The organism is Roseateles sp. P4_D2 (genome assembly GCF_056401875.1).
Window position 1 is genome coordinate 230,091 of record NZ_JBFUIM010000007.1, and the last position, 12,845, is coordinate 242,935.

The 12,845-nt window shown below is 62.0% G+C and carries 11 protein-coding genes; 3 read left to right on the forward strand and 8 right to left on the reverse strand.

Annotation, left to right across the window (positions count from 1 at the left end; all coding sequences use genetic code 11):
• Position 1 precedes the first annotated feature (1 nt).
• From rfbD to rfbC, 3 genes are read left to right on the forward strand one after another with little or no spacing between them, the layout of a single operon-like run.
• The gene (rfbD, locus tag AC1DW0_RS14755) at positions 2–883 is read left to right on the forward strand and encodes a dTDP-4-dehydrorhamnose reductase (protein WP_457323101.1); all 882 of its coding nucleotides are present in this window, start codon (positions 2–4) and stop codon (positions 881–883) included.
• Between the two features lie 8 nt (positions 884–891).
• Positions 892–1,776, forward strand: coding sequence for a glucose-1-phosphate thymidylyltransferase RfbA (gene rfbA, locus AC1DW0_RS14760; protein WP_477946628.1), 885 nt, complete (start codon positions 892–894; stop codon positions 1,774–1,776).
• 5 nt (positions 1,777–1,781) lie between these two features.
• Complete coding sequence (gene rfbC / locus AC1DW0_RS14765) at positions 1,782–2,333, forward strand: dTDP-4-dehydrorhamnose 3,5-epimerase (protein WP_477946630.1); 552 nt, start codon at positions 1,782–1,784, stop codon at positions 2,331–2,333.
• Positions 2,334–2,350: 17 nt separating this feature from the next.
• Here the strand turns inward: rfbC and AC1DW0_RS14770 are convergent, their stop codons facing one another.
• The 8 genes from AC1DW0_RS14770 to AC1DW0_RS14805 form a co-directional block, all read right to left on the reverse strand.
• Entirely contained in the window at positions 2,351–3,454 is a 1,104-nt protein-coding gene (locus AC1DW0_RS14770) for a nucleotidyltransferase family protein (RefSeq protein ID WP_477946632.1), read from the reverse strand.
• 72 nt (positions 3,455–3,526) lie between these two features.
• Complete coding sequence (locus AC1DW0_RS14775) at positions 3,527–4,852, reverse strand: UDP-glucose dehydrogenase family protein (RefSeq protein ID WP_056204096.1); 1,326 nt, start codon at positions 4,850–4,852, stop codon at positions 3,527–3,529.
• 66 nt (positions 4,853–4,918) lie between these two features.
• A complete protein-coding gene (locus tag AC1DW0_RS14780; protein WP_056204523.1) occupies positions 4,919–5,926 on the reverse strand; it encodes an NAD-dependent epimerase in 1,008 nt (335 codons plus the stop codon).
• 146 nt (positions 5,927–6,072) lie between these two features.
• On the reverse strand, positions 6,073–6,897 hold the full coding sequence (locus tag AC1DW0_RS14785) for a glycosyltransferase family 2 protein (protein ID WP_477946635.1): 825 nt from the start codon (positions 6,895–6,897) through the stop codon (positions 6,073–6,075).
• 28 nt (positions 6,898–6,925) lie between these two features.
• Entirely contained in the window at positions 6,926–8,011 is a 1,086-nt protein-coding gene (locus tag AC1DW0_RS14790) for a glycosyltransferase family 4 protein (protein WP_056204101.1), read from the reverse strand.
• Between the two features lie 12 nt (positions 8,012–8,023).
• Positions 8,024–10,456: a hypothetical protein gene (locus AC1DW0_RS14795; protein WP_477946637.1), complete on the reverse strand. Its 2,433-nt coding sequence runs from the start codon at positions 10,454–10,456 to the stop codon at positions 8,024–8,026.
• Positions 10,457–10,489: 33 nt separating this feature from the next.
• Positions 10,490–11,500 carry an acyltransferase family protein gene (locus AC1DW0_RS14800; RefSeq protein ID WP_477946639.1) on the reverse strand — a complete coding sequence of 337 codons (1,011 nt, stop codon included), beginning with the start codon at positions 11,498–11,500 and terminating at the stop codon, positions 10,490–10,492.
• Complete coding sequence (locus AC1DW0_RS14805) at positions 11,490–12,845, reverse strand: hypothetical protein (protein ID WP_056204108.1); 1,356 nt, start codon at positions 12,843–12,845, stop codon at positions 11,490–11,492. Before AC1DW0_RS14805 ends, AC1DW0_RS14800 begins: the two co-directional genes overlap by 11 nt.

Genomic DNA, 12,845 nt, shown 5'->3' on the forward strand with positions numbered 1-12,845 from the left:
CATGAAGATTCTTCTTCTCGGCAAGGGTGGCCAGGTCGGCTGGGAACTGCAACGCTCACTGGCTGTGGCAGGCGAAGTCATCGCAATGGACCATGACGACGGCGCGGACTTCACCCAGCCCGAAGCGCTGCTTGCCCGCGTCAGAGACATTGCCCCCCACGTCATCGTCAATGCCGCTGCGCATACCGCCGTCGACAAGGCCGAGAGCGAGCCCGAGCTCGCACGCCAGATCAACGCCACCGCCCCTGCCCTGCTGGCCATCGAGGCCAAGCGTACCGGCGCTTTGCTGGTGCACTACTCGACGGACTATGTCTTCGACGGCAGCGGCAGCCATGCTCGCGATGAGGAAGCTCCCGTCGGGGCGCTCAGCGTCTACGGAGCAACCAAGGCCGAAGGCGAGGACGCCATCCGCGCCAGCGGCTGCCAGCATCTGATCCTGCGCACCAGCTGGGTTTATGGCGCCCGCGGCGGCAACTTCGCAAAGACCATGCTGCGCCTCGCCGCCGAACGCGAGCAGCTCAAGGTCATCGCCGACCAGATCGGCGCGCCAACAGGCGCCGACCTGCTGGCCGACCTGACCGTCCACATGCTGCGCGCCGCGCGCGTGAACCCTGCGCTGACCGGCACCTATCACGCGGTCGCTGGCGGCGAGACGAGCTGGCACGAGTACGCCCGCTTTGTCATCGAGTTCGCACGTGCACAGGGCAAGGTCATCAAGGTCGCGCCGGACCAGATCCTCGCCATCCCGACAAGCGACTACCCCACACCGGCGATGCGCCCGCTGAACTCGCGCCTGGCCACGGCCAAGCTGCAGCAGTGCTTCGGCCTCGTCCTGCCGCCCTGGCAGCAAGGAGTGGAACGCATGCTGAACGAAATTCTTTAAGGGCTCCGATGAAAAACCGCAAGGGCATCATCCTCGCTGGCGGCTCCGGCACGCGGCTGCACCCGGCCACGCTGGCCATGAGCAAGCAGCTGCTGCCGGTGTACGACAAGCCCATGGTCTATTACCCGTTGAGCACGCTGATGCTCGCGGGCATCCGCGACATCCTGCTCATCAGCACGCCACAGGACACGCCTCGGTTCGAAGCCCTGCTTGGCGACGGTTCGCGCTGGGGCCTGAACATCAGCTACTGCGTGCAGCCTAGCCCTGACGGCCTGGCACAGGCCTTCATCCTCGGCCGCGATTTCGTCAATGGCTCGCCGAGCGCCCTCGTGCTGGGGGACAACATCTTCTATGGCCATGACTTCGCCGGCCTGCTGGGCAGCGCCACGGATCGCGACGGCGGCGCCAGCGTCTTCGCCTATCACGTGACCGACCCCGAACGCTACGGCGTGGTCGACTTTGATGCCCAGCAACGTGCGCTGTCCATCGAAGAGAAGCCGAAGAGCCCGAAGAGCAATTACGCGGTGACGGGCCTGTATTTCTACGACGAGCAGGTCTGCGACATCGCGGCAGCCATCAAGCCCAGCGCCCGCGGCGAACTCGAGATCACCGACGTCAATGCCCAATACCTGCGCCAGGGCCAGCTCAATGTCGAGATCATGGGCCGTGGCTATGCATGGCTGGACACCGGCACCCACGACAGCCTGCTCGAAGCGGGCCAGTTCATTGCCACGCTGGAAAAGCGCCAGGGGCTGAAGGTGGCCTGCCCGGAAGAGATCGCCTACCGTGCAGGCTGGATCGATGCTGCACAGCTTGAAACCCTCGCCAAGCCCCTTGCCAAGAATGGCTACGGCCAATACCTGCTCAAGCTGCTGACCGACAAGGCCTTCTGAACACGATGCAAGTCACGCCAACCGCCCTTCCCGAAGTCCTGCTCATCCAGCCCAAGGTCTTCGGCGACGCCCGCGGCTTTTTCATGGAGAGCTGGAACGAGGAGCGCTTCAACCAGGCCCTGGGCTACGACGTGCACTTCGTGCAGGACAACCACTCGCGCTCCGCGCGCGGCGTGCTGCGCGGCCTGCACTACCAGCTCGACCCACATGCTCAGGGCAAGCTCGTGCGCTGTGTCTCCGGTGCCGTGTTCGACGTGGCCGTCGACATGCGCCGGTCCAGCCCCAATTTCGGGCGCTGGGTCGGCTTCGAACTGTCGGCCGAGAACCAGCGGCAAGTCTGGATCCCGCCTGGCTTCGCCCATGGCTTCGTCGTCGTCAGCGAAACCGCGGACTTCCTCTACAAGACCAGTGGCCGCTACGCACCCGAGTGCGAGGGCGCAGTGCGCTGGGATGACCCGACCATTGGCATCGAATGGCCGCTGGACGGACTCATACCGCAACTGTCGGCAAAGGACGTCAGCGCACCACTGCTGGTTGAGGCCAAGAACTTCACCTGAGTCGATCGGCCCGCAGCTCAGGCGCGCGCGTCACCCCAACGCAGCGGCGTCACCTCGTCGCCGACATAGCTGGTGTGCCCGGTGCGATCCACGCAGTACTGCGGCGAGATGATCATCTCGCGCACCGTCATGCCTTCACCGATGCGCGTGTGCTCAATGAGCACGGCCCGCTCAACGACCGAACCGGCGCGCAGGTGAGATCCGTGACCGATCCAGGTAGGTCCGATCACCCGAGCACCTGACTCGATACGCACGTTGGAGCCGATATACACCGGGCCCTCGATGTGGACCTTGTCCCAGTCCACCGACGTGTTCAGCCCCACCCACACCTGCGGCCGCACCTCGCGCCCAGGGATGTCCATTTGCGCGACGCCGCCGGCCATGACCTGCTGGGTGACGGCCCAATAGTCGGTCACGCGGCCGATGTCGATCCAGTTGAACGGCCGCTTCTGCGCAAAGAAGGGCAGGCCCTTCTCCACCAGCAGCGGAAACAGCTGGCTGCCGATGTCGAACTCGACGCCCGACGGGATCAGGTCGAGCACTTCGGGCTCGAAGATGTAAATGCCGGTCGACGCCAGGGTGCTCCTCGCCTCCTCGGGCTTGGGCTTTTCCTGGAAGGAAGTCACCCGGCCCTCGGCGTCAGCGACAACAATGCCGTAGTTTTTGGTCTGGTCGCGAGGCACTTCGAGAGTAACGACGCTTGCGATGGCTCCCTTGGCCTTGTGCTCGGCAAGCGCCGCGGCGATGTCCAGATCGATGACGGCGTCGCCGCACAGCACGAGGAAGGTTTCATCGAAGAAACCGCCGAAGTCCTGGATCTTGCGCATGCCTCCTGCCGATCCGACCGGCTTGCAGATCACCTCGCCTTGCTCGCGAACGCCTTCGTAGGAGTAACCGAGCTCAACGCCCCACCGGTGACCCGAGCCGAAGTAGTTCTCGATCTTCCAGTGCATGAAGGCCACGTTGACCATGACCTGCTTGACGCCATGGCGCACCAGATGCTCGACCAGATACTCCATGACCGGCTTGCCCAGGATGGGCACCATCGGCTTGGGCGTGTGCTTCGTCAACGGGCGCACCCGCGTTCCCTGGCCCGCGGCCAGGATCATTGCTTTGGCCATGCCGGCCTCCTAACGTAGTGACGGTTGCACCAAAGCAAGCAAGCGGCGGGCCTGCCGCACACAGTTAGGGGGTCAGCCGCGGCCGATACCTCGATAGTCGATGCCCAGCGCCTTCATCAGCTTGGGGTCGTAGAGGTTGCGGCCGTCGAAGACAACAGGTGCCTTGAGCTTCGACTTGATGGCGTCGAAATCCGGCGTGCGGAATTCCTTCCACTCCGTCACGATCAGCAGTGCGTCCGCGCCCTGCAGCGCCGCCTCGGCGCGCTCGACCAGCGTCACGTCGTCACGCGGGCCAATCACGCGAGCCGTTTCCGGCATCGACACCGGGTCGTAGGCTGCGACGGTTGCACCGCGCCGGGTCAGCTCATCGATGATGACCAACGATGGTGCCTCGCGCATGTCGTCGGTGTTCGGCTTGAATGCCAAGCCCCAGATGGCGAAGCGGCGGCCCTTGAGGTCGTCGCCGAAACGCGCCACGACCTTGTCGACCAGCACGCGCTTCTGGCGTTCATTGGCTTCTTCCACGGCGGTCAACACCTTCAGCGGAATACCGTTGTCGGCGGCGGTCTTCACCAGCGCCTTGACATCCTTCGGGAAGCAGGAACCGCCATAACCGGCGCCGGCGTAAAGGAATTGATAGCCGATGCGCGGATCAGAGCCGATGCCGCGCCGAACCAGCTCGATGTCGGCGCCCACGCGCTCCGCCAGCAGCGCCAGCTCGTTCATGAAACTGATGCGTGTGGCCAGCATCGCATTGGCGGCGTACTTGGTGAACTCGGCGCTCTTCACGTCCATGACCAGCATGCGGTCCTGCGTGCGGTTGAACGGCGCATACAGGGCGCGCATCAACAGCGTGGCCTGCTCGTCGTCGGAGCCAATGACGACGCGATCAGGCTTCATGAAGTCGTCGACCGCCGCACCTTCCTTCAGGAACTCAGGATTGGAGACGACGGCATATGCCATGTCTCCGAGGCCACGCTTTTCGAGTTCTTCCTTGACCGCAGCGCGGACCTTGTCGGCTGTGCCGACCGGCACCGTGCTCTTGTCGACGATGACCTTGTAGTCCGTCATGCGCTGGCCGATGGAGCGGGCCGCGGCCACCACGTACTGAAGGTCGGCCGAGCCGTCTTCGTCAGGCGGCGTGCCCACGCCGATGAAGAGCAGCGTGCCGTGCTGTACGGCCATGTCCACATCGGTGGTGAACTGCAGGCGGCCGGCCGCCACATTGCGGCGCACCACTTCGAGCAGGCCGGGTTCGTGAATAGGGATCTCGCCGTCGTTGAGGACGCGGATCTTTTCGGGATTCACGTCCAGACAAACCACGTGGTTGCCCATTTCGGCCAAGCAGGCTCCGGTGACCAGGCCCACGTAGCCGGTGCCGATGGCGGTGACTTTCATTCTCAATCCTCGTGCAAAAAACGGTTAACCCGTTTGTAACGCAGTCACGTGACGGTCCAGTGCCATTCAGACCTTGTAGTAGTCCCGATACCAGGCGACAAACCGCTGGATTCCTTCAGGTACAGGCATCGCCGGACGGAAACCCGTCCACTCGGCCAGTTCCTCGACATCAGCATGCGTAGCCGGCACATCACCATCCTGCATGGGCATGAAGTTCTTGACAGCCTCGCGGCCCGCGGCCTGCTCGATGGCCTCGATGAAGCTCATCAGCTGGATGGGTGCGTGGTTGCCGATGTTGAAGACGCGGTAGGGGGCGCTGGAGCGCGCCGGATCGGCTTTGTTGGGGTTGTAGTTGGGGTCGGCGGTAGCCGTGCGGTCCAGGACGCGCACGACGCCCTCGGCGATGTCGTCGATGTAGGTGAAGTCGCGGACCATCTTGCCGTGATTGAACACGTTGATGGGCCGCCCTTCGATGATGGCCTTGGTGAACAGGAAGAGCGCCATGTCCGGCCGGCCCCACGGGCCATACACCGTAAAGAAGCGCAGGCCCGTCGTTGGCAGCCCAAAGAGGTGTGAATAGGTGTGGGCCATCAGCTCGTTGGCCTTTTTCGTCGCGGCATAGAGGCTGATGGGGTGGTCGACGCTGTGGTGCTCCGAGAACGGCATCAGCGTGTTGCCACCGTAGACGCTGGAGCTGGACGCATAGGCCAGGTGCTGCACACCACCGTGGCGACAGCCTTCCAGGATGTTGGTGAAGCCAACGATGTTGCTGTCGATGTAGGCGTGGGGGTTTTCGATTGAGTAGCGCACGCCGGCCTGCGCCGCCAGGTGCACCACGCGTTCGAAGCGCTCATCGGCAAACAGCTTGGCCATGCCGGCGCGGTCGGCCACATCCATTTGCACGAAGCTGAAGCCCGGGTTGGGCGTCAGGCGGGCCAGGCGATCGTGCTTGAGCTGCGGGCTGTAGTAGTCGTTGAGGTTGTCCAAGCCCACGACCTGGTCACCACGTGCCAGAAGGATCTGGCAGACATGCATGCCGATGAAGCCGGCAGCGCCGGTGACGAGAACTTTCAAGACCAATCCTCCAAAAAAGCCAACGCCGATTGTCGTGCAGCGCACAGCAGGGCACGATCATCGCCCCACCCCCGAGACAAGGTCGCTCGAGTTGGCCCGGGCCTTGCCAGCGAGCGCCCGCGCGACCGAAGAGGGACGCTCCCGGTTCAGTGGCGCCGGAACAGACCGGCGACTCCCGGCTTGGTGAGCAGCGGTACGCGATAGTTGCTCATGAATGTCTTCAGGCTCTTCAGGTGCATACGCGCCGAGCGGCTGAAGACGTCTACGCTGGCTCGCTGATGATCGTGCACCAGCACCGCGCCGGCGCAGCAAACCACCTGATGACCCGACTTCCAGACGCGGGCACACAGGTCCACGTCCTCCATGTACAGGAAGTAGCTTTCGTCCATGCCACCGATGGAACGGAAAAGATCTGTACGAATGACGAAGCCCGTACCCATCACCCAGTCGGCGTGAAAGGGCGCGCCGCTGGCCCAGGCGTCCATCATCATGTGCGAGGCGACCGACTTGCGAATGAAGGGCAGGTTCCCCAGACGGGATCGCCGGCCGATGATGTCCATCAGGCTGTAGAAGCGCCGCGCGGAAAACTGCCTCGACCGATCGGGGTTCACCAGGTCCAAGCCGATCAGCCCGACCTTGGGCTGCGTGTCCAGGAGCTCCAGCGCCTTCTGGATCGACTGGTCGACGAAATAGGTGTCGGGGTTCAGCACCAGCAGATATTGGGAATCAACCTCGGCCAATCCGGTGTTGATGCCCGCCGAGAACCCGCCATTGCGGTCGGAAGCGATGAAGCGGACACCAGGCGGCAGCTGGGCGCGGAGCACCGACACGGAATCGTCCGGGGACGCGTTGTCCACCACGATCACGTCGGCATCCCGCTCGATGACACCGTATTGCTGCATCGAGGCGACGCACTTCAGCACCAGGCGGGGCGTCGCGTAATTGACGATCAAGGCAGACAACTTCGACAAGGCATCTTCTCCAACTCAGGTTCTGAACTCAACGACGCTGCTTGAGCTGCAGCGTGGCATCGACGTACAGCAAGGCAGACTGCAACGCCTCGGCCGAGCGTTCCCACGTGAACGTCTCGAGGATGGCTGCTGCCGCGCGCTTGCGTGCTGCACCAGCACATGCATCTTTTAGACCCGCAAAGGCCGCCTGCCAGGATGCCGAAGATCCCAGCTGCACGAACTGGGCCGCATCGCCCAGCACCTCGCGAAGCACCGGGATGTCAGCCGCGATGACGTGGGTGCCGCTGGCAAGGGCCTCCAGGGGCGGGATGCCAAATCCCTCCCAAAAGGACGGATAGAGCAAAGCGGCAGCACCTTGATACAGCTGGCGCAGCCGGGCGTCATCCACGTAGTCCAGGAACTCGATGCGGTCCCGCAGGCCGAGGCTTTCGGCCTGAGATTCGAGCGCCTTGCGGTAGTCGCCACCGCAGGACGCCACCACCAGCCTGTACTCGTCGGACCACGCGGCGCACTCGGAGAGCACCTCCTGCACGTTCTTGTGCGGATACCGTGCACCAACCATCAGCAAATACGGCGGGGCAGCAGCTGGCAAGACGTCAGACGATGCTGGCGCGAACCGCGCCGCATCGACTCCGTTGGGCACCACATGGATGCGTTCCAGTGGGAACTTGTAGTGCTCGGCAATGTCGCGGCGGGTGGTCTCGGACACCGTGAACACCGCCGCGCACTGCTTCAAGACCCGCGGCAGCAGGTGCCGGAAGTACCAATACTGCATCCGATGCTGCTGGGGAAAGCGCAGGCAGATGAGGTCGTGAATCGTGATCACTTGGCGCGCCGCCCGAGGCAGTGCGTGGTGCGTCGGCGAGTACAACAGCCGGGCGCCGGGCAACTCCACCGAGCGCGCCCACAGTGCGCGCTTGATGGCCGCCCCGCGGCTTGCGCCGATCGCCACGCTGGCGGGAGCCGAAACCAGCCGCGGCGCATCCGGGACAAAACCATGCCCCGCCACCACCGAGATCTCAAACCGCTCCGACAGCGCCTTCGCACAGCGTTCGGCATAGACACCGAGCCCTGTTGGGCGCGCGCCCAGCATCGACAGATTCACAACCAGCATCTACTCCATCCTTTATAGGGCTCGCATCTCCGAAATCACGAACGCCGTCTTGTCGGTCGCCGTCCCGCCTCCGCCAGCAAAGCCGATCGACATCTGCGCCACCGAACCAGCGGCCAACGCGCTCTTCTTGACTGTCGACCAGTCCGCCAACCGCGCCGTCGCGAACAGCGCCGTGTGCTGGACTACGCCGCTCGCCAGTTTCTCGGTTGCCAGTGGCAGCAACCAGATTGCACCGTCCTTGTCCACGGCCTGCATCATCAGCGGCTTGAGCGGATAGGCCACGCCGGCAAGCGGGGCTGCCTTGAACGAAACCCCGTTCAAGGTGGATGCGACGGTCGCCGGCACATCGGCAATCGGGAACACCCAGCCGTCACCCGCGATGTTCAACGTCGAACGCGAGATGAAACCATCCATGCAGGAGTTGCCGGTCGAGGACTTCGCCTCCAGCGCCATCGAGACAATGGGCGCGGACCGGGTACGCCAGGTCAGGCAAACCGGCGCCGATAACTTCGCGCCCAAGGCCGCTGCGCTGGTGTCGGGCACCGACACCGTGCGCACGACCAGCGCGTCCGTGACGCCGCCGCTGGACACCGAGGCGCGCATGAAGCCGCGCACGCCTGCCGTCGAGCCGGCCTTGAATTCACAGGCAAACGGCGTCGACGTATTGGGCCGCACGCCAACCGCCACCTGCCTCTGCACCGGCACCATGTCGCTGCTGCCCGAGCAATCCACGTTCAGCGTCTGTGCCACTATGGAAGAGTTCGCCAGCACGGCACCGCTGACGCGAACGGTGCTACCTGCCACCGTGGCCGCTTCGAGCGCATGAGCACCCACGACCTCCTTGCCAACGGTCCCCGGCGCCTCGATGTCGCCGACGATACGCAGCGTCGCACGCGCCGCGACTGACGCGGCCGCCGCGGGCAGCTTGGTGATGCCGACCAGGCTGGTTGAAGTCGTGGCGACGAGCACGGGCTCACTGCCGCCCAACTCGCTGCGGTTCAGCGGGCGGCCGAACATGTCCCAGAACTTCGCATCGGCGGGCCACTTGGCCGAGGCCGCCTCGTCACCCCAGGCCACCGCGACGACACCGGAAGTACCGTCACCGAAGAACACGGCGGACGAAGCGGAATTCGCCACGTGGCGATAGCCCGCCAACGGCTTGCCGTTCACGTGCCGCACCAATGCCGCCAGAGCCGCATAGGACGGGCGCGGTGAAAAGTCGGCATTCAACACGCCCCAGTTGGCGCGGCCCTGCTCGACGAGTTCCCGGAAAAAGAAGAAGAAGACGCGCTCGTAGCCCGCAGCGAACCCGGATGCATAGGTCTTCACGAGGAAAGCCGCTTGCGCCCGTTCGGTCGCGGCCGTGATGGGACCCGCGGTGCCCGTCGGACCCTGCACGCCCAGGCCGGTCTCGGTGATCCAGCCCGGCTGACCCGTGGCGCCGCCGGCGGCGTCGATTGGAGCGACGCTGGCCGCAACGAACTCCAGCGTCTGGTCGGGATTGGCGTAGTAATGCTGGTTGCGCAGATCCAGCGACGCCACGCCGCTGTTCTCGTAGGTCGCCTTGAAAAACTCGTCGAGCCCGCGGGACGGCGCTCCACCCAGCACCTTCAATTGCGGCCGAGCCGACTTCACACCTGCATAGAACGCCTTCAACTGCGAGGCATATTGCCAGGGCGTACCGAGGTAGAAATCGGTGTTCTGCTCATTCCAATATTCGACCCCGTCAAAGTACGGACCCATGTCGCGCGCAAACGCCGCGCCGAAAGCCTGCAGCGCCGCAAGGTCGCGTGGCGGCTTGCGGTCGCCCGACGTCACCGTGTCGCTGCTGTAGCGAGTAAAGGCCGGTGAATCGTGGAACGACGTCACTTGCGAGAAACCTGCAAGGGACAGCCTGCGGGCCACGTTGAGGAATCGCCCCCACAACGGCGGGTTCACCGCGGCGGTGAGCTGCACCTGGGACCAGCGCAGTCGGTCACGCACGGAGCCGACACCGGCCGCCGACAAGGCATCGATGGCCTTGCCTATCGACTGATCATCGCCGCCGTACCAGCTCAGACCCGCGTCCATGCCGAAACGCTTGTCCAGCTTTGGGCGAGTGGCCGGGATGACCACAAAGGAGACCGGCTTGACCGCAACCTCTTCGGGCACCTGGACGGTGAGCCTGTAGAAGCCCGGCGTGAGTGCAGGCAGCGTCAGCAGGTTGCTCGACGCATTGAGCACGAAATTGTCGGCGCGGTAGGCGAATTGGCCGTCGACATCGCGGACGGTGACCGATGCGGTGCCTTTTGTCCCCCGCACGATGAGCCATTGGCTTGGCAGCGTATCGACGATGAAACTGCCATTCACGGGCGTCGGATCCGCGGTCGCCGCGGACACGATGACGGAAAAGGCAACTCCGCTGGCGAAGATACCCAAGCGACGCATAAACTTGATGCTAAACATATATTCCCCTTTCAGGGTTTAATTTGCCCCTATTTATGTGGTCTTCTTGGGGTAAAAAATCCATTCCAAAACAGCATATTTTCGAATTGCGAAATCAAGAGCAAGCGGCACTATCAACCCACATGAAAATCCAACCATCGCACCACCGAACCCATCTATGCGAGTGCTAATCCTGCTTTGCACATAGTAGTGAAACAGGAAAATCACCAGCGATCGTTGCCCTATGTACTCCAATGCCGAACCCGCCTTACCGCGGATCAGAACGCATAGTCCTGACACGACCAAGACGCAAACAACAGCGAAGGGCAATGTGCCAACGCCCTCAATGAGGCGATGATTCAAATCGAGAACCATTAAGCCTAGACCTGAAGCGTACCAACCGATGGCAGCCACCAAGGCGGCCAACACTAAGATCCATACGGGGTGATGAGCTGAACTTCCTACGAGATGTAAATAACGTCGCCTAACTGTAATTCCGAACGCAAAAAACGCTAAACCTACGGGCACAAGATCTAAGGACCAAGGGAGTGCCCGATAGGTGACGGTATCACGGTCGATTTCAATACCCGGCATGGCATAACGGGACGTCTGTGCGAAAATTAGCAGAACAAGCAAAATAACAAGTAAACGCGGCGTGCGCATTTCACTTGTGTTGCGAAGCGTCACAAGTTGAGCGACGCCGACCAGGAAGAGACATGGAAGAAACCAAATGTGTGGCTGCGGCATGAGGTCGCCTACGCCTGCAATCACGCCGATCAAGTTCGCAACAAGCGCTCGCCAATCCAATTTCGCAGCTATTAAAGAAAATAATACACCACAAACCAAATATGGGACCAACAATGCCCGAAGACGGCTGCGAAGATACCTTGTGAGCGGAACCTCTTTGTGCACTAGGCCAGCCGCATAAAAGAACAACGGCATGTGGAACAAATAAATCGCAGCGTGGAGCTGATGATTCTTCAGCCACGGATTGTGCCCAAGAACAACCAGGACGATACCGATCCCTCTCAGCCTGTCAATCCAATCAAGACGCTCAGCGGGCATATCTGGGCAAAAGGAATTTACCGGTTTCTTGAGCAGGCAATGTAGCGACGAGCAATACAGCGACCATAAAGGGCTCATAATAAAGCCCAAACACGCTCATCATCAGCCACGCGCAATAGAACGATGCCAGCGGCACAGCCAAAGCACCTCCACCCGCGCCGGCCATTCGATTAATTACCACCCAAATACGCCACGAAAGGTACAGCCAAAAGGACATTCCCGCCAGACCACAACTGACCACTATTCCAAGAAACCCATTGTCAATTGGCACGCCCGCTTTGATGTTCGAGTTGAACACCCAACCCAAACCGAAGAGCCATGCCAATGGGCCCTCGACATTCAAGTAGTGGAGGTAATAGTTGACACCATAGAGTCGAGCGTCGAGCGACTTGGCCGACACCAAATACCTAAAATCCCTGAGTGCATCGACGTTCATGATGAACGCTTCGATCACATACCGCAGGAAGAACACGCCAACTCCAGCCACCATTAAAACAATGGGCAGCCACACCGGAAACAACGATGCACGGTTGACCTTTGACCGCAAGTATCCCCATATTGTGAGAAGCGAAACCGCTACCGCGGTCAGATAGACCGCTCTGGTTAGCGTGGCGATGCAGCCAGCGAGAAGAACGAGCCCGACAAGTCGCCAAGCAAGCCGTTTGGAGAATGCCGGCGCGAGAAGTGATCTGTAAAGACAGATCACCAGGGGAATACACAAAAATATACCCAGGTCGTCTGCATGCGAGAAAAATGCGGAGCCCCTGACGCGCCCTCCCGTCGTCGCATTAATGGAATTGACGGAAGCAGTGATGTAATAGCCGAACGAGAAAAGATTTTTAGTAACTGCCTGCGCCACCCCAATTGCTGCCATAACGACACCAAAAGCGACCAAATACATCGTCAGTGGTCCCGATTTCACCGAGCCCGAAACTATGGGCGAGACCGCGAAAAACATCAGATAGAAGAAATACACGTGAAAGGACAGGAGTATCCCCACCACGGGCAATGACTGCGTGTTTGCGTTCACCATTGCTGCCAGCAATAGAAAAGCGGCGAACAGCCACGTGGCCGCAATAATGTCTGGCGCGCCGATCGCCATCTCGCGACCGCGATTCAGCAGGCGCAGCGAGAACATCGCCAGCACCAGCAGCGTGAGCAGCGTGACGGAGGGCGTCGGTGCATGCAGCCGCTTGAAGAGATAGTCCCAGGCGCCGCCCATCAGTGTCACGGTCCAGATGCCAACGAAGAGGATCCCTCCGACGCTCAGGAAGAGGTTGCCGGTGGACGCTGGCTGACGCGTGGAAGCGCCCGGCGTTTTCAGCGAAGCTGCAATGAAACCCAT

Coding starts and splice junctions, on each gene's coding strand:
- rfbD (WP_457323101.1), top strand. CDS start 2: ATGAAGATTCTTCTTCTCGGCAAGGGTGGCCAGGTCGGCTGGGAACTG.
- rfbA (WP_477946628.1), top strand. CDS start 892: ATGAAAAACCGCAAGGGCATCATCCTCGCTGGCGGCTCCGGCACGCGG.
- rfbC (WP_477946630.1), top strand. CDS start 1,782: ATGCAAGTCACGCCAACCGCCCTTCCCGAAGTCCTGCTCATCCAGCCC.
- AC1DW0_RS14770 (WP_477946632.1), bottom strand. CDS start 3,454: ATGGCCAAAGCAATGATCCTGGCCGCGGGCCAGGGAACGCGGGTGCGC.
- AC1DW0_RS14775 (WP_056204096.1), bottom strand. CDS start 4,852: ATGAAAGTCACCGCCATCGGCACCGGCTACGTGGGCCTGGTCACCGGA.
- AC1DW0_RS14790 (WP_056204101.1), bottom strand. CDS start 8,011: ATGCTGGTTGTGAATCTGTCGATGCTGGGCGCGCGCCCAACAGGGCTC.
- AC1DW0_RS14795 (WP_477946637.1), bottom strand. CDS start 10,456: ATGTTTAGCATCAAGTTTATGCGTCGCTTGGGTATCTTCGCCAGCGGA.
- AC1DW0_RS14800 (WP_477946639.1), bottom strand. CDS start 11,500: ATGCCCGCTGAGCGTCTTGATTGGATTGACAGGCTGAGAGGGATCGGT.
- AC1DW0_RS14805 (WP_056204108.1), bottom strand. CDS start 12,845: ATGGGTTTCATTGCAGCTTCGCTGAAAACGCCGGGCGCTTCCACGCGT.